The 21599-nt window shown below is 67.7% G+C and carries 22 protein-coding genes; 14 read left to right on the forward strand and 8 right to left on the reverse strand.

Annotated elements, in window-relative coordinates:
• Window positions 1–30: 30 nt before the first annotated feature.
• Window positions 31–714, forward strand: a complete 684-nt coding sequence (locus A5773_RS07905; protein WP_066948606.1) for a GAP family protein — start codon at window positions 31–33, stop codon at window positions 712–714.
• A 52-nt stretch (window positions 715–766) separates the two neighbouring features.
• The gene (locus tag A5773_RS07910; RefSeq protein WP_066948602.1) at window positions 767–1540 is read left to right on the forward strand and encodes a class I SAM-dependent methyltransferase; all 774 of its coding nucleotides are present in this window, start codon (window positions 767–769) and stop codon (window positions 1538–1540) included.
• A gap of 10 nt (window positions 1541–1550) precedes the next feature.
• Here A5773_RS07910 and A5773_RS07915 read toward each other — a convergent pair whose 3' ends face one another.
• The gene (locus A5773_RS07915; protein WP_156659259.1) at window positions 1551–2786 is read right to left on the reverse strand and encodes an osmoprotectant NAGGN system M42 family peptidase; all 1236 of its coding nucleotides are present in this window, start codon (window positions 2784–2786) and stop codon (window positions 1551–1553) included.
• Window positions 2787–2985: 199 nt separating this feature from the next.
• Window positions 2986–3414, reverse strand: a complete 429-nt coding sequence (locus tag A5773_RS25945) for a hypothetical protein (protein ID WP_156659257.1) — start codon at window positions 3412–3414, stop codon at window positions 2986–2988.
• Between the two features lie 410 nt (window positions 3415–3824).
• Here A5773_RS25945 and A5773_RS07930 point away from each other — a divergent pair, with 410 nt between their 5' ends.
• Window positions 3825–4571 carry a sensor domain-containing protein gene (locus A5773_RS07930; protein ID WP_066949108.1) on the forward strand — a complete coding sequence of 249 codons (747 nt, stop codon included), beginning with the start codon at window positions 3825–3827 and terminating at the stop codon, window positions 4569–4571.
• 10 nt (window positions 4572–4581) lie between these two features.
• On the opposite strand, the gene A5773_RS07935 is transcribed toward A5773_RS07930, so the two are convergent.
• Window positions 4582–5463: a CoA ester lyase gene (locus tag A5773_RS07935; protein ID WP_066948590.1), complete on the reverse strand. Its 882-nt coding sequence runs from the start codon at window positions 5461–5463 to the stop codon at window positions 4582–4584.
• Window positions 5464–5624: 161 nt separating this feature from the next.
• On the opposite strand from A5773_RS07935, the gene A5773_RS07940 reads away from it, so the two are divergent.
• Entirely contained in the window at window positions 5625–6548 is a 924-nt protein-coding gene (locus A5773_RS07940; protein ID WP_066948587.1) for a class I SAM-dependent methyltransferase, read from the forward strand.
• A gap of 9 nt (window positions 6549–6557) precedes the next feature.
• Here the strand turns inward: A5773_RS07940 and zwf are convergent, their stop codons facing one another.
• Complete coding sequence (gene zwf, locus A5773_RS07945) at window positions 6558–8063, reverse strand: glucose-6-phosphate dehydrogenase (protein WP_066948583.1); 1506 nt, start codon at window positions 8061–8063, stop codon at window positions 6558–6560.
• 161 nt (window positions 8064–8224) lie between these two features.
• Here zwf and A5773_RS07950 point away from each other — a divergent pair, with 161 nt between their 5' ends.
• Complete coding sequence (locus tag A5773_RS07950; protein ID WP_066948580.1) at window positions 8225–8407, forward strand: hypothetical protein; 183 nt, start codon at window positions 8225–8227, stop codon at window positions 8405–8407.
• A gap of 3 nt (window positions 8408–8410) precedes the next feature.
• Here the strand turns inward: A5773_RS07950 and A5773_RS07955 are convergent, their stop codons facing one another.
• The gene (locus tag A5773_RS07955; RefSeq protein ID WP_255360741.1) at window positions 8411–9904 is read right to left on the reverse strand and encodes an FAD-dependent monooxygenase; all 1494 of its coding nucleotides are present in this window, start codon (window positions 9902–9904) and stop codon (window positions 8411–8413) included.
• Between the two features lie 115 nt (window positions 9905–10019).
• On the reverse strand, window positions 10020–13940 hold the full coding sequence (gene hrpA, locus A5773_RS07960; protein ID WP_066948577.1) for an ATP-dependent RNA helicase HrpA: 3921 nt from the start codon (window positions 13938–13940) through the stop codon (window positions 10020–10022).
• 173 nt (window positions 13941–14113) lie between these two features.
• Between hrpA and A5773_RS07965 the strand changes: the two genes are divergently transcribed.
• The 4 genes from A5773_RS07965 (at window position 14114) to A5773_RS07980 (ending at window position 17383) form a co-directional block, all read left to right on the forward strand.
• Window positions 14114–15382, forward strand: coding sequence for an alpha/beta hydrolase family protein (locus A5773_RS07965; protein ID WP_066948573.1), 1269 nt, complete (start codon window positions 14114–14116; stop codon window positions 15380–15382).
• 100 nt (window positions 15383–15482) lie between these two features.
• Window positions 15483–16256 (forward strand): enoyl-CoA hydratase/isomerase family protein, encoded by a 774-nt coding sequence (locus A5773_RS07970; protein WP_066948570.1) that lies wholly within the window; start codon window positions 15483–15485, stop codon window positions 16254–16256.
• A gap of 14 nt (window positions 16257–16270) precedes the next feature.
• On the forward strand, window positions 16271–16600 hold the full coding sequence (locus tag A5773_RS07975; RefSeq protein ID WP_231989090.1) for a DUF3253 domain-containing protein: 330 nt from the start codon (window positions 16271–16273) through the stop codon (window positions 16598–16600).
• Between the two features lie 105 nt (window positions 16601–16705).
• Window positions 16706–17383, forward strand: a complete 678-nt coding sequence (locus tag A5773_RS07980; RefSeq protein WP_066948567.1) for a cutinase family protein — start codon at window positions 16706–16708, stop codon at window positions 17381–17383.
• Between the two features lie 12 nt (window positions 17384–17395).
• Here A5773_RS07980 and A5773_RS07985 read toward each other — a convergent pair whose 3' ends face one another.
• Complete coding sequence (locus tag A5773_RS07985) at window positions 17396–18070, reverse strand: IF2 family translation initiation factor (RefSeq protein ID WP_066948564.1); 675 nt, start codon at window positions 18068–18070, stop codon at window positions 17396–17398.
• 26 nt (window positions 18071–18096) lie between these two features.
• A complete protein-coding gene (locus tag A5773_RS07990; RefSeq protein ID WP_066948561.1) occupies window positions 18097–18654 on the reverse strand; it encodes a CsbD family protein in 558 nt (185 codons plus the stop codon).
• 245 nt (window positions 18655–18899) lie between these two features.
• Between A5773_RS07990 and A5773_RS07995 the strand changes: the two genes are divergently transcribed.
• The 5 genes from A5773_RS07995 (at window position 18900) to A5773_RS08010 (ending at window position 21584) form a co-directional block, all read left to right on the forward strand.
• Window positions 18900–19154: a hypothetical protein gene (locus A5773_RS07995; RefSeq protein ID WP_066948558.1), complete on the forward strand. Its 255-nt coding sequence runs from the start codon at window positions 18900–18902 to the stop codon at window positions 19152–19154.
• 199 nt (window positions 19155–19353) lie between these two features.
• Window positions 19354–19599 carry a DUF6480 family protein gene (locus tag A5773_RS25480; RefSeq protein WP_082948147.1) on the forward strand — a complete coding sequence of 82 codons (246 nt, stop codon included), beginning with the start codon at window positions 19354–19356 and terminating at the stop codon, window positions 19597–19599.
• A 1-nt stretch (window position 19600) separates the two neighbouring features.
• Window positions 19601–19852 carry a hypothetical protein gene (locus tag A5773_RS08000; RefSeq protein ID WP_066948550.1) on the forward strand — a complete coding sequence of 84 codons (252 nt, stop codon included), beginning with the start codon at window positions 19601–19603 and terminating at the stop codon, window positions 19850–19852.
• A gap of 116 nt (window positions 19853–19968) precedes the next feature.
• Window positions 19969–20184 carry a ferredoxin gene (locus A5773_RS08005; protein ID WP_066948546.1) on the forward strand — a complete coding sequence of 72 codons (216 nt, stop codon included), beginning with the start codon at window positions 19969–19971 and terminating at the stop codon, window positions 20182–20184.
• Window positions 20181–21584: an NAD(P)/FAD-dependent oxidoreductase gene (locus A5773_RS08010; protein WP_067260791.1), complete on the forward strand. Its 1404-nt coding sequence runs from the start codon at window positions 20181–20183 to the stop codon at window positions 21582–21584. The genes A5773_RS08005 and A5773_RS08010 overlap by 4 nt, the downstream gene beginning before the upstream one ends.
• The last annotated feature ends 15 nt before the right edge of the window (window positions 21585–21599 follow it).

Raw genomic sequence — 21599 nt, forward strand, 5'->3', positions numbered from 1 at the left:
CAGTCCAGTCGGTAGCCGGGGTTCAGGCGCGTGGGTCCTCTTGTGCTGGCGCTTGCGGGCCTGGCGTTTCTCGATTCGTTGAACGTCCTCAATCTGGGCGTCGTCTCGGCCGTCATTTTCGACAGCCGGTTGAATCGCCGGTCGCCGATTCCGGGTGCCCTGAGCTTCATCGCGGGCGTGTTCGCCGTCACAACCACATTCGGGCTGTGCACGGTACTGGGCCTCAGCTTCTTGACCCATGTCGTCCATTTCCACGTGACGCCGGCCATCCGTTTTCGAGGCGAGCTGGTGCTCGGCCTCGTGCTGACCGGCCTGGCGTACTTCCCGTTGACCGCCCAATCATCGGCTCCGGGCTGGGCGCTGGCGGCGATGCGCGAACGGCCATGGCTGCTCGGGTTTCTCGGATTGGCCGTCGGTAGCGGGCAGGCGCCAACCGCAATCCCCTATCTCACGGGCCTGGCCATGCTCGCCGCCCTGCACCCGAGGCCACCGTTCTGGCCCTTGGCGATCGTCGCCTATTGGGCGATCGCACTTTCCCCACCATTGCTGATCCTTGCCCTTTCGATGCGACGAACCATGCGCGCCAAGCGCATTCAGCGCAGGCTTGTCCGCGCCCTGACCCGCTACGGCCCGATGTCGGTCCGGCTGTTGTTCCTGGTCTTCGGAATCGGACTGGTGGCCGACGCGCTCGTCAATCACAGCGCCCTGTGGTGACGCGGCACTCTTTCTCATCTCTTGCATAGCGAGCCGCAATATCTTGTTGCGTGTGACTGATCGCCAAGAGCGCGCGACTTCCTTCGGCTCGATCGCCGAGCACTATGACGGGTTGCGCCCGCACCCCCCGCAGCAAGCCGTGGACTGGCTGGTGCCACCCCATTGCGGGGTGGCTGTCGACGTGGGCGCGGGCACCGGGCTGTTCACCCGCACACTCGTGGACAGGGTAGCGACGGTCATCGCCGTGGAACCCGATGCGCGCATGCGGGCCGTACTCACCGAGCGGTCTCCCGGGGTTCGTGCCATCGAAGGCACTGGGGAGTCGATTCCGCTTCCCGACCTTTCCGCCGACGCGGTGTTTGTTTCGTCGGCGTGGCACTGGATGGATCCCAACCGGGCCGTTCCGGAGATCGGCCGGGTACTGCGCGACGGCGGGCGGTTCGGCCTGATCTGGACCAGTCGAGATCGTGACGTGGATTGGGTGCGCGACCTCGACCTGCTGCCGGGCGAAGACACACCCGAGGCTGAATCGCCCGACCGCTTCCGCCGGCGCCACGAAAACGTTGTGCTCCCCGACCCGCAGATCTTCCACAACCTCGCCCGCGAAACATTCACGTTCGCGCGGACGATGAGCATCGACGACGTCGTCGCAATGGTGGGCACCTACAGCCGGGTGATCATCGCGTCTGCGGATGAGCGCGCCGAGCGACTCGCCAATGCCCGCGCTGCCCTGACTGAGCGATTCCCCCGGGCCGAAGCGATCGAGGTCCCGATGAAGTCCCGGTGCTGGCGCGCCGACCGGATCCCCCGCGGTGTCGGACGCTAGGCGCTACGCCTCAGGCCTGCGGGCCCTCCGACGGCGGCCAGTGCGATCCCGGCGACGCCTCGCCTGGTCCCTCGTATTCGCCACGTGCGAGCGGCACCCACCGCTCGCTCGGGGCGGGCTGCTCGGACGATGGGAAGTCCCGCAGCTGGCCCGACGGCTTGGCATCCCATTTAGCGAAGGTCAACGGCGTCTGCAGCCAGGTGTGCAGCAGGCAGTACGCCGCCTGCAGCGAATCCAGATGAGTGCGCTCCCAACCGTGGCTGCCGTCGAGCCCGAAGCCGACGAGCGCCGCGCGAGTGCCCGCGCCCGCCTCGATCGCCGCGGCGGCGTCGGAGCGGTAGAAGCGGAACACGTCCCGCGCACATGGGATTTCCTGCTCCTGCGCGAGCCGGCACAGCTTCCGGGTCAGGTGGTAATCGAACGGACCGTGCAGATCGGCCATCGGTATAGTCACGCCGTCCTCGATGGAGTGCTGGCCGGGTGCACACACCGCGTTGTCCACCGAGACCAATTCGGCGACGTCGGCGGGCAAGCCATGGCTCGCGCCGTGGCCGACCTCCTCGGTGATGGTGATCATGACCATGGTGCGGTGCGGCAGCACTAATTTGTTCTCGGCGAAATTCTTGGCAAGGGCCAGCGCGATCGCGACGCCGGCCTTACCGTCCAGGTGGCGGGAAACGATGTAGCCGTCGGCGGTCAGCTCGGGGCTGGCGATGAAGGCGACGAAGTCACCGATCTGCAGGCCCAGCCGGACCAAGTCCTCCCGCGAGGACACCTTGCGGTCGACGCGGACCTCGACGTGTTCCCAGTCGGTGGGCTGCAGGTCGATCTCGTCACCGAAGGCGTGCCCACTGGCCTTGAGCGGCATGACTGTGCCGGTGATGAATTCGTCGGGATCGTCGGAAAAGATCCGCACCCGGGCGCCCGCCGCGAACCGGGCCGAGAACGTGCCGACCGGAATGACCTCGAGACGGCCATTGTCTTTGAGCCGACGCACCATGCAGCCGATGGTGTCGGCGTGAACGACAAGCGCGCGGTCGATAGTCGCGGAGTCCCCTGGGAGTTCGGCGGTCAACGCGCCGCGGCGCGTCAACGAGAACGGCACCCCGAAGTCATCGAAGATGTCGCCGATCAGCTGCATCACCGCATCCGTGCGCCCCGCCGGACTCGGCGTCTGCAGCAGCGCGAGCAGCGTGTCAACCATCCACGTGCGGTCGGCCTCGGCCATGGCCGCGCTGTGACGCACGGTGTCTCCTCTCGAGTCGTCCGGAACCGCGTTCAACCTACCGCGTGGTCACCGTCGACTCACCGGTACGGGCGGGCGCCCGCGCCGAAACCGGGCACCCCTGTCCCCCCGCCATCACGGTAGAGCACGTGGTGTCCGGACGCCCGTTGGCGCAACCGGATTCGCTCGCGCAAAGGCGACGGGCTTAGCTGATCCAATGTTACGGGTTGACGTTGGGACACACCTGCTTGATCCAGGCGGTAAGCGCGTCCCGGTTGGCGTTGAGGTCGGGATCGTTGGGCTGCGCGCCGACGGTGGTGACGAAGTGCTCGATCGCGGCCTTGACCGATTCGGGCGGCCCGTACTTTTCCAGCGTGTCGGCGAACCTGCGCGCATCCTCGGGTTTCTGGGTCACCATCAAGTTGTCTTTGGTGAACGAAATGTCCAAGCAGGTGGATTGATCGAAGGAGCCGCCTTGCGTGGAGGACGAGGGTGGTGTCGTCGTCGGCGGTGCCGAGCTGGGCGCCTGGGAGCCCGAGGCCGCCGACGGGCTTGACGACGAGCCCGACGATGACGTGCCGTTCGAGCATCCCGCTGCGACGATCGCGATGGCGACGACTCCCGCGATCTTGGTTCGGTCCAGCCGCATCGGAGGCTCCTCTGTTCCAAGAATGGCGTTTGCTGAATGCACCTTACCGGCAACTGGCATACCCCCGGCGCGGTTTTAATTCGCATTTGAATCCGAGACGCGCTGCGGCGCCTGCGTCGGTGGACGGCACCGCCCGATTTTGTTGCCCTAGGAAACCCTTGATCTGCGAATGATTCCCGGTTGCGGGCCGCCGAGCGGGCCGATCCGTCGGTCTTGGCCCGGTCGGCGCGCTACGCGAGCGACATGAATCCCGAGTTTCGAACGACGGTTCATCGAACACTTTGCGACGAATCACGCAATTTGCTGTCCGAGCGGTTATGCTTCCGTCCACCTCGTTAGCTTGGTCGTGGATGCGTCTGGTCGCGCGGAGGCTTGCAGAGCTGAACGCGACCGTGAAAGGTGAGCAATACATGCGCCGACTGTCAGCCGCGATCTCGTTCGCGACCATCGGATTACTGGTTGCCGCGTGCGGCGGTAGCAATGAAGGTGGCCCCGGCTCGTCGACGACGACCTCGACGCGTCCGCCGGTCGCGCAGGCGGCGCTGTCGGGGCTCTTGCTCGGTTCGGCGGAGATCGACAGCGCGCTGGGTGTGACCGGATCGAAGAGCAAAGAAAAGAACGACAAGCTCCAAGACGACAACGCGAAGCAGCCTTGGCCCGCGGGCTGGAAATTCCCCGACGACTGCATCTATGCCATCGGCCCCGGTCAGGCTCCCGTCTATGCGGGTAGCGGTTACACCGCGGTCAGCGGCGACGACGAGGTCGCGTCCCTTCCCCCGAATTCCAATGAGCCGGATCCCGAGGTGGGCCAGGTACTGGTGCTGTTCCCGTCTCCCAAAGAGGCGAACGCCTTCTTCAGTAGCTCGGCGCAGCGCTGGCCGGCCTGCGCGAACCGCCAATTCACCACTCCCGCCGGACAGGACACCCCCGAGACGGGGTGGCAGGTGGGACCGGTCTCCAACGCCAACGGGATGTTGAGCACCACCCTGACGATGACAGTGCGCGACAACGGCAACGTCCTGCTGACCATGACCTGCCAGCGCGCGCTGACCGTGCGCAACAACGTGGCGATCGATGTCGGTGTGGTCCGCAAGGAACCGGCGGACTTGGCGGTCAAACTCGCCGGCCAGATCGCCGGCCGAGTCGACAAGCAATGAGCCCGTACGTCTAGGAGGCGGACGCCAGTTCCGCGATGAGGTCCGCGAGCGCGAGGATGCGCTCGGCGTTGCGGACGTGCAGGCTCTCGACCATCCGACCGTCCACCGTGATGACACTGGTCCCCGCGGCCCGCGCTTCCTCATAGGCCGCGACAACCTTGCGGGCGTCGGCGACTTCCTGCTCCGACGGACCGAACAGGTCGTTGGCTGGGCCGATCTGAGACGGATGGATCAAAGTCTTGCCGTCGAAACCCATTTCGCGGCCCTGCCGAGCCTCGGCGCGAAATCCGTCTTCATCGGTGATGTCGTTGAACACGCCGTCCAAAATCACCTTTCCGGCCGCCCTGGCTCCCAGCACCGCCAACGACAACGCGGGCACGACCGGCGTGCGGCCAGGCACGTGCAACGCGTGCAGATCGTTCACCAGGTCGTTGGTGCCGATCACCAGCGCGGCCAGTCGGTCACTGGCCGAAGCGATCTCCTCGACCCTCAGGAAGGAGCGCGGCGTTTCGATCATCACCCACAGCCGCAACGACTCCGGGGCGTCGAGCTTGGCCAGCGTCGCGGCCAGCGCTCGGACCTGATCGCCCGACTCGACTTTCGGCACCAGCACGCCGTGGGCGGCCGAACCCGCCACCGCGGCCAAGTCCTCGTCGTGCCACTCGGTGTCCAAGCCGTTGATGCGCACCACGACCTCCCGGGGCCCGTAGCTGTCCGGGGAGATCGCGTCGCACACCGCGGCCCGCGAATCGGCTTTGGCGTCGGGTCCTACGGCGTCCTCGAGGTCGAGGATGACCACGTCCGCGGGCAGCGATTTACCCTTCTCCAATGCGCGGGTCTTGTTGCCGGGCAGATACAACGCCGAGCGGCGCGGGCGCAGAGTCGGTGCCATCCAGTGATTCGCTTCCTGTCTCGAGCTCAGCGGGGGCTTGGTGAGCGCGGCTTAGGCAGAAAGTACCCTTCGATCTCAGGTGGTATGGCCGCACAGTCCGTTGGCGGCGAACATCCGGACTCCTGCCGCCGCGGCGGGCGAATCAAAGGAGGGAGCGGCGAGTGTCATCACTTGGTTCGGCGCGCACCGAGGGCGACAGCTGGGATTTGGCTTCCAGTGTTGGGGCTACCGCGACGATGGTCGCCGCGTCCCGGGCGCTGGCCTCCCGCGAGCCCGATCCGCTGCTGGATGACCGGTTCGCCGAGCCGTTGGTGCGCGCGGTCGGGCACCCGTTCTTCGTCCGCATGCTCGACGGCCAGATCCCGCTCGAAAACGACGACATGCCCGTGACCCTGCAGCAGCGTCGCGAGCAGATCGCCGTACGCACCAGGTTTTTCGATGATTTCCTCACATCGGCGTCCAGCGCCGGGATACGTCAGGCCGTGATCTTGGCCGCCGGGCTCGACGCCCGGGCCTATCGCTTGGCCTGGACGGCGGGCACGGTGGTTTACGAGGTTGATCAGCCCGAGGTCATCGCCTTCAAAAGCGAAACGCTGGCCCGGATCGGTGCCGAACCGACCGCCGAACGCCGAACGGTAGGCATCGACCTGCGCGAGGATTGGCCAACCGCGCTGCGTGGCACGGGTTTTGACCCGACGGCACCGACGGCCTGGATCGCCGAAGGCCTGCTCCCCTACCTGCCGCCGCAGGCACAGGACCGCCTCCTGGACAACATCACCGCGCTCAGCGCACCGGGCAGCCGGCTGGCCACCGAGAACATCACCGACATGGCCGTGTTCACCAACGAGCGCGCCCGGGCGATGCGCACCACGTGGCGTAAGCACGGACTGGACATCGACGTCGCCGATCTGGTGTGGGAGGGGGTGCGCCAACCCGCCGGAGAGCACCTGGCCGCGACCGGCTGGATCGTCGCCCCCCACCCCACCGACCAGCTATACGCCGAGCACGGCTTCGTCGTTCCTGACAACGAAATGCTCAAGGAATTTCGGCACGCCATCACCTACATCAGCGCCGAACTGGGCTGACCGCGCCGGCTAGGAGTCAGGCCTGGCGTCGCGCCATTCCCGCTCGAAGGGCAACCGCCACGCATTGGGTGCGATCAGTTGATGGATGGCGTTGGGACCCCAGGTGCCCGGCTGGTACATCTTCGCCGGCGGGGGGTCGTCGAGCAGCTCCTGCGAACGCTCCCACAACGATTCGATGCCCTCCGCGGTGTTGAAGAGCGTGTGGTCACCCCGCATGGCGTCGAGGATGAGCCGTTCGTAGGCCTCCAGCACGTCCACGACGGTGTCGATCTCCTGCGAGGAGAACTGCATGGACAACTTGTCCAGCTTCATGCCGGGGCCCGGCCGCTTGCCGTAGAAGGACAGCGAAACCTTCGAGTTGTCGGCGAGGTCGAACGTCAGGTGGTCGGGACCCTGAGTCCCGACCCCCGAGCCGGGCGGAAACATCGTCCGGGGCGCCTCCCGGAATGCGATCGAGATGATGCGGATGCCCTCGGCCATCTTCTTGCCGGTACGCAGATAGATGGGCACGCCCGCCCAGCGCCAGTTGTCGATGCCGACCTTGAGGGCGATGAACGTCTCGGTGTCGGAATCCTTTGCCACGCCTTTCTCTTCGCGGTAGCCGTTGTATTGGCCGCGCACCACGTTGGAGGGTTTGACCGGCAGCATCGAGCGGAACACCTTGTTCTTTTCTTCGCTGATGGCAAAAGGTTCGAGCGCCGTGGGCGGCTCCATGACGACGAACGCCATCACCTGGAACAGGTGGGTCACGACCATGTCCTTGTAGGCGCCGGTCTCCTCGTAGAAGTTCGCCCGCTGATCCAGGCCGAGAGCCTCGGGGATGTCGATCTGGATATGGTCGATGAAGTTGCGATTCCAGATCGGCTCGAACAGTCCGTTGGCGAAGCGGAACGCCAGAATGTTCTGTGCTGCCTCCTTGCCGAGGAAGTGGTCGATACGGAAAATCTGGGATTCCTCGAACGTTTCGTGCACGAAGTCGTTGAGCGCCACCGCGCTGGCCAGGTCGGTTCCGAACGGCTTCTCCATCACCACCCGCGAGCGCTCGACGAGCTTGGCGTCGCTCAGCATGGTGATGACTTCGCGCGCGGCTTTGGGGGGCACCGACAGGTAATGCAGCCGCTTGACGTTGGAGCCCAGCTCGGCTTCGGCTTCGGCGACCGCCGCCGCCAGCGCTTCCGGTCCCTTCCCCTGCGGGACGTAGGTGATGATCTTCGCGAAATTGGCCCACTGTTCGGACGTGAGCTTGTGCCTGCCGAACGACTCGATGGCATCTTTGGCGATATCGCGGAAATCGTCATCACTGAGGTCTTCCAGCGACGTCGCGACGATCTGGATGTCGGGCGCAAGCTCGGACTGGTCCAGATAGGCCAAGCCGGGGATCAGCCTGCGTTTCGCCAGATCCCCGGTCGCACCGAACAGAACGATGACGTGGGGATCGAGCGGCTCGGTTTCGTGGCGGCGCGGACGCCTGTCGGCCGCCGGGTACGAGATGGTCTGCGGTTTCTTATCGGCCACCCCTGCGATACTTCCACCGCTGCGGCGTAATGTCGCGTCCGTCACTGCTAGCTCGGCCAACGCGGCCACTTCACCGCCATGTTGAGGATCACAAGACCCGGCCGGTTACCAGCCGGCGGATGGGGTACTGGAAAGCGACGGGCGCTGCCCGACCACAGTCGATGGAAAGTGATATGACGAAACCCGACAAAGATCTCCGGGGCCACTCTCAGGAGCTGGAAGACATCGTCGACCAGCTCGAGGAGAAGGTCGCCGACGACCGGGAGGCCGAAGGCGTTGCCGGCAAGCCCAGCGACCGGAAACGCGCCCCCACCCTCGGCTCGGGCGACGAACCGCCGGATTAGCCCCTAAGGGCCGGGCGGGGCGCCGCACCACGCCGTGAGCGCGTCGCCCAAGCCGTCACTCGTGCCAATTCCGACCCAGGCCACGTGCCCGTCCGGACGAATCAATACCGCGTCGGGAGCCGTTACCCTGCCGACTGCCGGAAGTTCCCAGTTACCTCCGTATTCCGCGTCGACCAGCTGGACCCTGTCCGCCCGGGAAGCCAGGTTGAATCGGCCCGCTTCGCCGAGGTTGAGCAGCACCGGTCGGGCCTGGTGTAGCAGCGTGAAAACCCGCAGCGGCCCCTCGGCGGTGACCAGGTCAAGGTCGGGCATGCGCCGTCCGAGCAGCGGGTGTGCGTCGCCCAGGTCGTAGCGGATGTCCAGGCCGGACATCATGGCGGCGAACCGTTGGCGAGGTTCTTCCATGGCGAGCAGGTCGCCAATCGTGTCGCGCAAGGCCTTGGTTCGGTCGTCGGGGCGAAGAAGCGCCATCTGCGCCATCGCGTTGCGCAGCACGCGCGCGGCGACCGGGTGCCGTTCGGTGTGATAGCTGTCGAGCAGGCTGCCGGGCGACGTGCCGTTGACCACTTGTCCCAGCTTCCACCCCAGATTGACCGCATCCTGCACGCCGGTGTTGAGCCCCTGGCCGCCCACCGGGTGGTGGACATGCGCGGCGTCCCCGGCCAGCAGGACGCGCCGGTCGCGATAGGTTGCGGCTTGCCGCGCCGTGTCGGTAAATCGGGAAAGCCAAGCGGGACTGTGTATCCCGTAGTCCGTTCCGTATACGGCGATCAGCGCCTCACTCAGGTCGCCTAACGTGGGTTCGCTGCTTGGCCCGAGACGCCGCTCGGTGACCATGACTCGCACCGGCCCGCCCTCCTCAAACGCGGAAAGGGAATGCACCCCGAGTGCATCGTGGCGGATGCCCCATACCGGCGAATCCCCTGTGCCGAAATCCATTTGGACCTCGCCGAGCAGGTAACTGGTTGTCGGCTCCCAGCCGGGGAAATCGATGCCGGCGGCTTTACGGACCACGCTGCGCCCGCCGTCGCAGCCGACGACGTATGCCCCTCGCAGGGATCGGCCATCGGACAACGCCACGTCGACACCCCTGCGGTCCTGGGCGATGCCAATCGCCTCATGTTCGCGATAGAACCGCACCTCCAACTCGTCCACCCAGTCGGCGAGTATGCGTTCGATCTCGTTCTGCCACAACGCGAGACCGTAGGGATGCCGGGTGGGAAAGTCGCTGATGTCGAGCCGAATCTGGGAGAACCCGGCGACCTGGGCAACCTCGCCCCGGGCAAGAAACCGATCGGCGATGCCCCGCTGATCGAGGACCTCGATGGTGCGCGCGTGCAGACCCCCGGCGCGCGCACCGATGAGGTCCTGGCCGGCGCGCCGCTCGACTATCGCCACATCGACCCCCGCCAACGCCAATTCACCGGCCAACATCAGGCCCGTCGGGCCTCCTCCGGCGATCAGCACCGCGTGGTCGACGTTCTCGTGTGATAACACTCCCAACCCCCTGATAAGAGCGAAAATCGGCTTCGGCCAGCGATTGTGCGGCATCACCCCGCCCTTGCCGCAAGCCCCCCGGTGCGCTATACGTTGAGAGTGGGAGGGCAATAATTCACGTACGGTCGCGTAGCGCGTCGATCGCTCGGTAGATCCGCTGCTCGCTAACCGGCCGCGGGGTGCCCAGCTGCTGGGCCCAAAGGCTCACCCGTAATTCCTCGATCTGCCACCCAAGTTCGCGGACGTCGGACGCCGCCTGCCGCGCTGGTGGCAGCGACTGTGTCAGATCGTCGTAGGCGCGCTGCACGGCGCGCACCCGCTGCATTCGCTCCCGGTCCCCGTCGATCCCGTGCGGCAGCCTCTCGAGGCGCCGGCGGATTGCGCTCAGGTAGCGGATGAGATCGCCCAGGTGGGCAGTTCCGGTGGCGGCGACGAACCCCGGCACCAACAGTCGATCCAGCTGAGCGCGAACGTCGGCGATCGCCTCGGACTGCGCGGGCGGCGGCCGGCCGGGCAGGGCGAGTTGCACGTCCTGCGCGGCGTCCAACACTTGCTCCACGCGGGCCACGATGTCGGCGGTCGCGGACACGAGCGCCTCGCCCACCCGCTCGCGTAGCGCGGCGAACTCGTCGTGGGTCCACACCGGCCCGGGCGCCAGCGCGCCCGTCGCGGCATCGGCGCAGTCCTCGAGCAGCGCGGTCAGCGAGCCGTCCGGGTTCGCGCCGAGCGCCAGGCGGGTTCGTGAGCTCAGTTGTCGCTCAACCGCTTTGACCGGCGACGCCACGCTCAGCCCGACCAATCGCCGCATTCCCGGCCCCAGCGCGTTGTCCCGCTCCGCCTGCGTCGCAAAGACCCGCAGGTCGACCGCGCTGCCCGCGTCGACGAAGCCCGGAAAGCCGCGCACGGCGCGGCCGTCGACCGTTCGCTCGACGACACGCGGCAGCGCGTCGAGGTCGTCGGGCCAGGTGCGCAGGCCCGTCCGTTCCAGCCCGCCGGCGACCGCCCCCGCCACGGCCTGACGAGCGGGCGCGGCCAGCCGTAGTTGCAACGCGTCGAGGTCCTTTCCGCGGGCGACCTCGGTACCGTCGGGGGACTCGACGGCGAAGGTCACCCGCAGATGCGCCGGTAACTTGTCGAGGTCGAATGCTTCGACGGGCACCAGAATGCCGGTGCGACGGCGCAATTCGCGCTGCAGCGCCTCCAGCAACGACTCCTCCGCCGCGTCGATCCCCGTCAGCACGGCTCGGGCGGTGTCGGGGGCGGGAACGAAGTTGCGGCGCAAGTCTTTTGGCAGTGAGCGGATGAGCGCGGTCACCAGCTCCTCGCGCATCGCCGGCACCTGCCAGGCGAACTCGTCACCGCCCAACCGCGCGAGCACGTCGATCGGCACGTGCACCGTGACGCCGTCGTCGGGGGCACCCGGCTCGAACCGGTAGGTCAGCGGCAGCGTGACGTCGCCCGAATGCCAGGCGGTCGGCCGCTCGGCGTCGGCGGTGTCGGCGGTGCGCAACAGATCGTCCCGAGTGAAGGTCAGCAACTCCGGTGTCTTGTGTCGCTGCTTCTTCCACCACCCGTCGAAGTGCCGCGCGGAGACGACTTGGGCCGGAATGCGGGCATCGTAGAGCGCGTAGACCTCGTCGTCACCGACGAGGAGGTCGCGGCGGCGGGCACGCTCCTCCAGCTCCTCGAGGTCGGCGCGCAGCCGCGCGTTGTCGCGAAAGAAGTGGTGGCGGGTCTGCCAGTCGCCCTCCACCAGCGCGTGCCGGATGAACAACTCCCGCGCCACCGTCGGCTCCACCCCGGCGTAACCGACGCGGCGGCGCGCAACCAGCGGCAGGCCGTAGAGCGTCGCCCGCTCGTAGGCCATCACCTCGCCGCGCCTGGCGTCCCAGTGCGGTTCGCTGTAGGTGCGCTGCACGAGGTCGCCCGCGATCCGCTCGACCGCCTCGGGCTGGATGCGCGCGGCGGTGCGCCCGTACAGGCGGCTGGTTTCGACCAGCTCGGCCACGACCACCCAGCGGGGTGGGCTTTTGGTGAGCGCTGAGCCCGGTGCGAGGACGAAGTGCGAGTTGCGCGCGCCTAGAAACTCACGGCCGTATTCGCGTCCGCCCTCGCGGCGCATGCCTACGTGCGACAGCAGCCCGGCCAACAGCGCCGCGTGCACCTGCTCCGGGTCGGCGGGCGCATCGGATGCGGCACCTTCAACGATGCCCAGGTCGCGCGCGATGCCACGGAGTTGCCCGACCAGGTCCTGCCACTCGCGGATGCGCAGGTAGTGCAGAAACTCATCTCGGCACATGCGGCGAAATCCGTTGCCCGTCAGGGTATTCCGCTGTTCGCTTAGGTAGCGCCAGAGGTTGAGGTAGGTAAGGAAGTCGGAGTTCTCGTCGGCGAAGCGAGCATGCTTCTGACGGGCGGCCTCCTCGCGGTCGGTGGGCCGCTCCCGCGGGTCGTGGATGGTCAGCGCCGCGGCCAGCACCAGCACCTCCCGCACGCATCCCTCGGTGTGAGCCCGCAGGATCATCCGGCCCAGGCGGGGGTCGACCGGCAGGCGGGCCAGGCGGCGGCCGAGGTCGGTGATGGTGCCCTGGGCGTCGAAAGCTCCCAACTCCTGCAGCAGCTGCACGCCGTCGCGGACACTGCGCCGGTCCGGCGGGTCGAGAAATGGAAAGTTCTCCACCTCGCCGAGCCGCAGCGCGGCCATCTGCAACAGCACCGCGGCGAGGTTGGTCCGCAAGATCTCGGGCTCGGTGTAGCGCGGACGGGCCGCGAAGTCCTCCTCGGAGTACAGGCGGATGCACACGCCGGCCGCGACCCGGCCGCAGCGGCCCGCCCGTTGGGCGGCGGAGGCCTGCGAGATCGGTTCGATCGGCAGCCGTTGAACCTTCAAGCGGCGGCTGTAGCGCGAGATACGGGCGTTGCCGGGGTCGACGACGTAGCGAATACCCGGCACCGTCAGCGACGTCTCGGCGACGTTGGTTGCCAGCACGACCCGGCGCCCGGTGTGGGGCGCGAACACCTTCTGCTGCTCAGCGGTCGGCAACCGGGCGTACAGCGGAAGCACCTCGGTGTTTCTCAATCCGCCCAAAGCCTCGGCGGTATCCCGGATTTCGCGTTCGCCCGAGAGGAACACCAGGACGTCCCCGGCTTGTTCGGCCTCGAGCTCAGCGATCGCGTCGACGATCGCCTCGACCTCGTCACGGGTCTCGGTGCGCACGATCTCGTGATCTGGGTCGTCGGGATCATCCTCCCGGCCGCTTGACACGGGGAGTTCCAGCGGCCGGTAGCGGATCTCTACCGGGTGCGTCCGCCCGGACACTTCGAGGATCGGCGCACCGCCGAAGTGGTCCGCGAACCGTTGCGGCTCGATGGTCGCCGAGGTGACGATCACCTTCAGGTCGGGGCGGCGCGGCAGCAGCTCGCGCAGGTAACCCAGTAGGAAGTCGATGTTCAGGCTGCGCTCGTGGGCCTCGTCGAGGATCAGTGTGTCGTAGCGCAGCAGCCGGCGGTCCCGCTGAATCTCGGCGAGCAGGATGCCGTCGGTCATCAGCTTCACCAGGGTGCGGTCGCTGACCTGATCGGTGAACCGGACCGTGAAGCCGACGGTCTCGCCGAGCGGGCCGCCCAATTCGTCGGCGATGCGTTGCGCGACCGTGCGGGCGGCCAGCCTCCGGGGCTGGGTGTGCCCGATGGTTCCGCGGACGCCCCGGCCGGCGTCGAGACAGATCTTGGGCAGTTGGGTGGTCTTGCCCGAACCAGTTTCACCGGCGACGACGACGACCTGGTTGTCCCGAATCGCGTCGGCGATCTCCCGCCGCTGCGCGCTGACCGGGAGATCGGGATAGCTGATGGCCGGCACCGCGGCTTGCCGCGCGGCGACGAGCGCTTCGGCCTGCGTGATCTGCTCGGCGAGCTGCCGCAGCTGGTCGGGTTTGGCTCCGCGCAGATTCTTCAGGCGCCTGCCGAGGCGTGCGGCGTCGCGGGTTGTCAGACCGTCGAGTCGGGTGCGCAGTTCCGCGACGGACAGTTCGGCCACTCGGGCCAGGGTAGGCGTGCCCGCTCGCGGACATCATCGGGTCGGGCGACGGTGATTCGCGCGCAATCGGCCCGGGTAATCCACGGCGGCGTCCGGAATATCCGAAGCCGGCAGCGTTTTCGCGTCTCGCGCAGGCGGCCGACTACACCAATCCCCTGTGGCGGATCTCGTTGATGCGGGGCGCCATCCCGATCGCCGTCGAGCTGCTCACCGTCGTGGCGTTGGTTTACGCGATCGGATGGCGAGGGCGCCGCTGGCGGGTGTTGTCGGTGCCGGCGGGGGCGGTTATGGGCGTCCTGTTCGGCGCGCTCATTCACTGGCATTACGAAACGCTCGGTCTGGCCAGCGAGCCGGCGCCGTGGCCGATGTGGCTGTGGGTCTCGCTCACGGGATTCTCCGTGGTGATCGCGGTAGTCGGCTGGCATGGCGCCGGCTGGTGGCGGCGCAACGCCGCTGTGTTCGCGGCGTCGTTTTGCCTGCTGAGCACGGGATTGACGATCAACGGCTGGCTGGGTTACTTCCCCACTGTCTACGCCGCCTGGGGCCAACTGACCAATGCGCCGTTGCCGGGCCAAGCCGACTGGGATGCCGTTGCGGCGATGCGGCACAAAGGCGTCAAGCCGTCACGCGGCGTGGTCGTCGCGGTGGACTCCGGCGACCAAGCGTCGGGTTTTCGCCACCGCGGCGAATGGGTCTACCTGCCACCGGCCTGGTTCAGCAGCACACCACCAGCGCGGCTGCCGGCGGTGCTCATGCTCGGCGGGGAATTCAACACACCGGCCGACTGGATTCGCGCCGGCGAGGCCGTCAGCACCCTCGACGCCTTTGCCGCGACGCACGCCGGCAACGCGCCCATCGCCGTCTTCGCCGACGCGACCGGCGGATTCGGCGTCGACACCGAGTGTGTGAACGGGTCGCGCGGCAACGCCGCCGACCACCTGACCGCCGATGTCGTTCCCGCGATCAATGCCCAATTCGCGGCGGCGAGGTGGGGCGTCGTCGGCTTCTCCTCCGGCGGTACCTGCGCGGTCGATTTGGCCGTCATGCATCCCGGCACGTTCGGCGCCTTCGTCGACGTCGGCGGTGACCTCGCGCCCAACGCGGGCACGCGATCCCAAACCGTCGACCGGTTGTTTGGCGGCGACTCGGAGGCCTGGTCGTCGTTCGACCCCAGCACGGTCATCGCGCGCCACGGCGCCTACTCCGATCTGTCCGGTCTGTTCGCGGTTCCGGGTGGGCATGGCGGCCGGTCGCAGGCGGTCGGTCAGGCCGCCGCGGAATCGCTCTGCGGTCTCGGTGCCGCCCATGGCATCGACTGCAGCATCGTCGAACTGCCCGGGAAGCACGACTGGCCCTCTGCCGCAACAGCATTCGCCGCAACGCTGCCCTGGCTTGCCGGACGGCTGCAAACCCCAGGTGTCACCGCGACCTGCCGTACTTAGGGGGTCGGGCCGTGGGCCGTTCGCCGAGCGTGGGGCCGATGGACGAATTCGAGTCAGTTTTCATCCGTAGGGCCCACACTCGGCGCCCTAGGGTGAACCCATGAGTCTCGTCACGTATGAGCTGGACGACCACGTCGCTACCATCACCCTCAACCGCCCCGAGGCTCGTAACGCCATCAACGGGCCTCTCCGTCAAGACTTGAACGCGGCGTGGGAGCGGTTCCGCGACGACCTGGACGCGTGGGTCGCGATCCTGACCGCCAACGGCAGCGTCTACTGCGCCGGCGGCGACCTCAAGGACGGCGAGGGCTCGGTGGGCACCTTCGGCGGCACCTTCTGGGAGAAGCCGACGATCAACTCCTTCGAGTCGGGGATGGAGCTGTTCAAGCCGACCATCGCCGCCGTGCACGGGCCCTGCATCGGCTATGGAGTGACCGGCGCGCTCTTCTGCGACTTCGTCATCGCCAGCACCGAGGCGACGTTCTGTTTTCCCGAGGTGTCGATCGGCGTGCCCACCATCGTCGGGGCCATCCGGCTACCCCAGCGGGTGGGCTGGGCCCACGCCATGGAACTGCTCCTGACCGGCAAGCCCATGAGCGCCGTGCGGGCCAAGGAAATCGGTCTGGTGTGGAAGCTCGTCGAGCCGGACGACTTGCAGGCCGAGGCCCGGGCCTGGGCCCGGACCCTGACCGAGGCCGCTCCCCTGGCCCAGCGGGCGACCAAGGAAGTGGCGTGGCGGACGGCGGACATGGGCTGGATCGAGGCCGTTCGCTTCGGGGAGACCATGCGCAAGGTGGCCGGGGCGACCGAGGACGTCGCCGAGGGCCTCCGGGCGTGGGCCGAGAAGCGCAAGCCCCAGTGGCGCGGCCGCTAGGAATGGGTGGGCGATTGCGTGCCGAGCTGGGCCGGGTCCGTGACGGCGGCGGGCCCGGCGCCGACTATGCCGAGATCGCGCTCGGGGACGGGCCGATCAGGCGGCGACTCGAATCGTCGATCCGCGCGCTGGCCGAGCACCGCGGCTCGCGGAGCAGCATCTGCCCGTCGGACGCGGCCCGGGCCGTGGGTGGCGAGAACTGGCGCGCGCTGATGCCCGAAGCACGCGACGTCGCGCGGCAGCTCGCCAGATCGGGCGACGTGGAGATCACGCAGCGCGGCTCCGCTGTCGATCCCGAGGGCGACTGGACCGGCCCCATTCGCATCCGGACTACCGCCGACTGAGAGCTTCCGTTGCGCCGCAATATGATTCGGCTGTATGCGTTCGCTTCCCCGACCCAGCGTCAACCGGCAGGACCGCCGCGGTCGATGATGTGACAGGATTTCGGCATGAGTGCACGCAGATTTGGTCGCATAGTTGGTGTGTCGGTGGCGACGACCTGGGCTGCGCTGAGCATCCCCGTCTGGGACTCGTCAGCCCTGCCCTCCGCTGCCGCCGACGCATGCTCCGACGTCTCGGTGGTGTTCGCCCGCGGCACTCATCAGGAGCCCGGTCTGGGCAACATCGGGCAGGCGTTCGTGGACTCGCTCACCTCGCAGCTCGGAGGCAAGTCCGTCGACGTCTACGCCGTCAACTACCCGGCCAACGACGACTACCACAACAGCGCCAACGCCGGATCCAATGACGCAAGCACACATATTCAAGACACGGTGGCCAGCTGCCCGAACTCGAGGATCGTCCTCGGCGGATACTCGCAGGGCTCGACGGTGATCGATCTGGCGACCAACGCGATGGCGCCCTCGGTCGCCGACCACGTCGCCGCGGTGGCCCTCTTCGGCGAGCCCAGCAGCGGATTCTCATCCATGTTGTGGGGCGGACAACCGCTACCGACGATCAACCCGGCGTACGGATCCAAGACCATCAGCCTGTGCGCCCCCGACGACCCGATCTGCTCCGGAGGCGGCAACATCATGGCGCACGTCTCCTATATCGACGCCGGAATGACCGCCCAGGCCGCGACGTTCGCGGCCAACAAGATCAACCAGGGGCCGGCGCCGCGCGTCTGAGGCGCGCGGCCGTCAGTCGTTCGCGCGTTCTTCTTGCCGCTGCCGCTTCTCGGCGGCCGCCAGTTGCGCGACGCGGTCCGCCTCGGAGCGCTTTTCGGCGGCGTCGCCCAGCTTGTCCTCGGCCTCGTCGATCTTCGCCGCCGCGGCCTTGGAGGCGGCCTTCTCGGCGGCCTGAGTCCTGGTCTCCACCTGGCGTTTGGCCGACTCGACCGTCCGCTTCTGCCTCTCCGCCGCCTCGTCGGCGCGCCGCTTCGCCGCGGCGCTCTGCTGCTGGGCCGATTGCGCGGCTTCGCGTTTGCGTTGCTCGGCGGCGTTGCGGGCCTCGGTGATCTCCTGCTGCGTGGCCGCCTGCGCTTCCTGCCGGTCCGCGATCGCCTCGTCGCGGGCGCCCTTCAGCTTCGCGTCGGCCTGCTCCTTCCTGGCTACGGCCTTCGCGTCCAGCTGCGCCGCGCGGCCCAGCGCGTCGCTGCGTTCAACGAGTGCCGTCCCCCGCTCGACCAGCTTCGGATCATCGAGCACATTGCCGACCGTGGTGTCCAGCATGCCGAGCGAGCGCTCGAACAGCAGCCGCGCGGGCGCTTCGGTCGGGATTCGGGTGACAACCCGATCCTCGATGACCTGCAATGGGAAACGGGCCAGCTGGTAGTGGAACCGCAGAACGGCGAACGGGACTTCGGATATTCTCATCAACTTCTCCTGTGTGTGACCCGCCGTCAGGGCAGGTCGGCTTCGTCGGTGACGTTCTGGGCTTGACGTCGCAGGCGGTCGGCCTCCGACGCCTCGTTGTGCGCCACCTGGACCGAGGTCTGGTGCTCGGCGACGGCGTCGATGATGTCCTCCGACGCTTCACGGATCTCGGCGCGCTCTTCGGCTTTCGCTCGCTGCGCTTCACGCTGCGCGTCCAGCTCGGCCTGGGTCTTCTCGGCGGTCGCCCGCTGCCGCGCGGCCTCCTCGGCGGCCCGTTTCTGAGCCGCCTCCTGGGCTTCGATCGATTCTTCGGCGGCGACGGCTTGCGCGTTCGCCGCGACCCGCTGTTGGGCGCCCTGGACCCTGGCTTCGGCCGCGGCGTCCTGCGCCTGCTTGGCCTGCGCCTCGGCGACGGCCTCCATCGCGTTCGCTTCCTTGCGCTCGTGCGCCTGGGTCTGCTCGAGTTGCCCCTCGGCGGTCAGCGATTCGTTGCCGGTAACAGCCCCGAACACCTCTTTGGCTTTGCCTTTCACCGAATCGATCAGGCCCCGCCGGGCCTCGTCGGCTTTGTTCTGCTCGCTCATCGAAAATCTCCTTGCGGCGGTTAGCCAAGAATTGCGTTCGCTCGTGTACGCCCAGTGATTCCACCGATGAGGGCGATCAAACCCGCATGTGACCTGCGTCACCCACGCGTCGGACCGGATCGATGTACCGGGGGTGAATCAATTCGCCAGCGCTGCAGAGTAATTCGCGTGCAATGCGGTCGTCGAGGATGGGCGACTGTCATCGTGACACCGGCGCGGCCGCGCCATCGGCTACCGTCGACCGTATGTCCAAAGCCTCCGGCAACGACCTCATCGACGACGTCACCCCTGGCGACATCATCGCCGTCGACCGTGGCTCGGGCGAACAGCCCTACAAGGTGGTGTTCAAAGACTCCACCGACACCGGTTACACCGTCACCTTCCAGGACGACGACGGGGAGACCTTCCAGCTCGACCTGCCCGCCGGCACCACGGTGAGCAGGTCGCTGGAGTCGAAGTGGGAATCCGCACAAAGCCCCACTCCGCACGCGGAATCCTAGACACCGGCTTCCAGCCGCCTGATGCCGCTCATTTGCCGGGCGGACGCTGGCTGATCGGGCCGTAATCGCAGCACCCCGTTTGGGCGCGTTCTGGGCGGGAATGCAACGGCGCAATGGCGTGCGCGGGTGGCGAAGCGACCCGGGACGGACGCCGGCGCGAGCGAGACACCGAAAGCCCAGGAAAGGACGGGCGTCAGCGATGACAGCACAACCCCCTAATCCCGACCCGGTGCAAACGCCCGGGCTCGAGGCCGGTGGCGGCGTCCCCCCGGGATCCACTCCCCCCGCGGCACCGCAGACGTCGGGCGTGGGCGAGCGCCAACCGCCGGCGACCGGGCGATTCACCCCCAGCTCCGTACTCACGGTGACCGCCGTTTGCGTCTTCGTCGTGGTCTTCCTCGCGGTAGCGGTGCTGCTCGTCATGAAAATGGTTGGGGCGACTTAGGATGACCGTCACCGCTGACGATGTCCGGCGGCTACTCGACTGCCAGGATGAGCACGCCGCGCTGGTCGCGATCGAGGGCCGCATCGACGTCGCCTCGCCGGCAGAGTTGGATGCACCGGATTACCGTGGCGCACTGCAGATCGCGACGCGCCGAGAGGTGCTGGACCGGGCCGGGGGCAGGCAGCTGTCGGAACGTGAGCTGGCCGAACAGGCCGAGGAGCTCGACACTGCGCTCCGCAACTTGGGTGCCTGATATCCCTGCGCTGCGACCGCTGCGCAGCGAATCTCCGTGATCTTTCGTAGCCGACAGCCGCGGCGAAGTAGTCTGCCCGCAAGGGGGCTGGTAGCCGACGGGCGGAAGGTCGGAGTATGCGGCTGGTCGTCGATCTCAACAAGTGTCAGGGCTACGCGCAGTGTGTCCCTCTGGCGCCCGACGTGCTGCGGCTTGTCGGCGAAGAAGCGTTAGCGTACGACCCCAACCCGGACGATTCCCAGCGTCTGCGCGTATTGCGCGCGGCGGCCTCCTGCCCGGTGCAGGCGATCATCCTCGAAGTGGATCCGCCCGCCGACCGGGACACCCCGTGAGCACCGCTTCCCTCGTCGGCCAGCTCGTCGAATCGTTCAAGTCCGACGGCCGAATCGTCATCGTCGGCGCCTCACTGGCCGGCCTGCGCGCCGCGGAAACGCTGCGGCACAAAGGGTTTCGCGGCTCGCTCACCATCGTCGGTGATGAGCCGCACGAGCCCTACGATCGGCCGCCCCTGTCCAAGCAGGTATTGAAGGGTTGGGTGCCCGCCGACCACACGAAGCTGCCCCGCCTGCAACCCGTCGACGCGGACTGGCGACTGGGCGTCGCGGCGGTGGGATTGGACCGGTCCAACCGTCAAGTGTTGCTGGCCAACGGCGAGAGGCTCGACTACGACCGGCTGCTGATCGCCACCGGGACCAGGGCCCGCCCGTGGTTCAATTCGGATGAGGCCGCCCTGGCCGGGTTATTCACGGTGCGCACGTGTGACGATGCCGCGAGATTGGCCGCCGCGCTGAAGGACCGACCCCGCCGGGTCCTCATCGTCGGGTCCGGTTTCGTGGGTTCCGAGATCGCGTCGGTGTGCCGGGACCTCGGCCTGCCGGTGACCGTCGCCGAACGTGGCAAGGCTCCGCTGGTCGGCGCGCTCGGCGGCGTGATCGGCGATATCGCCGCACGGATGCAGATCGAGGCCGGCGTCGACCTGCGTACCGGTGTGGCGGTCGACGGCCTCGACGGCGACGCCGACGGCCGCGTCCGCGCCGCCCGCCTTTCGGATGGCACCGTGCTCGACGTCGATGTGGTGGTCGCCTCGCTGGGCTCGATCCGCAACGTGGAATGGCTGGACGGCGCTCAGCTGGCGAGTGGGTTCTGGGGAGTGGCGTGTGACGCCGGCTGCCGCGCCTTCGACATCAATGGCGTGGTGACCGACAACATCTTCGTCGCCGGCGACGTGGCCCGCGCCCCGCACGTCCTCTACGAATACCAGTTCATGTCCCAAGAGCATTGGGACAATGCCGCTTTCGGCGCCGAGGTGGCGGCCAACAATATGATCAGCCTCGAGCTGGGGCGTCGACCGCACCTGCCGCTGCCCTCTTTCTGGTCCGGCCAGTTCGGCGTGAACATCAAGAGCGTCGGGGTGTGTTCGTTCGGCGACGAGATCGTCTTCACCCAAGGTTCGATCACGGAACGCCGCTTCGCGGCCGCCTACGGCTACCGGGGCCGAATCGTGGGGGCGGTGACGTTCAACCATGGCAAGTGGTTGCCGTATTACGCCTCCCTCATCGAGCGGTCGGCGCCCTTCCCCCCGCCCCCGCCGGGATACGACCGTCCGGTCATCTTCGAGCCGATGCCGGCCCGGTTCCCCGATCCCCGCGAACCGACCGCCATGCCCGACGTGGTGCTGACCGGACACGACCCGACCTCACGTGGCGCCGAATTCCGGCCCCGGGTCCGCTGACGGTAGGAGACGACG

Source organism: Mycobacterium sp. 852014-52450_SCH5900713 (assembly GCF_001667075.1).
Classification (GTDB): domain Bacteria; phylum Actinomycetota; class Actinomycetes; order Mycobacteriales; family Mycobacteriaceae; genus Mycobacterium.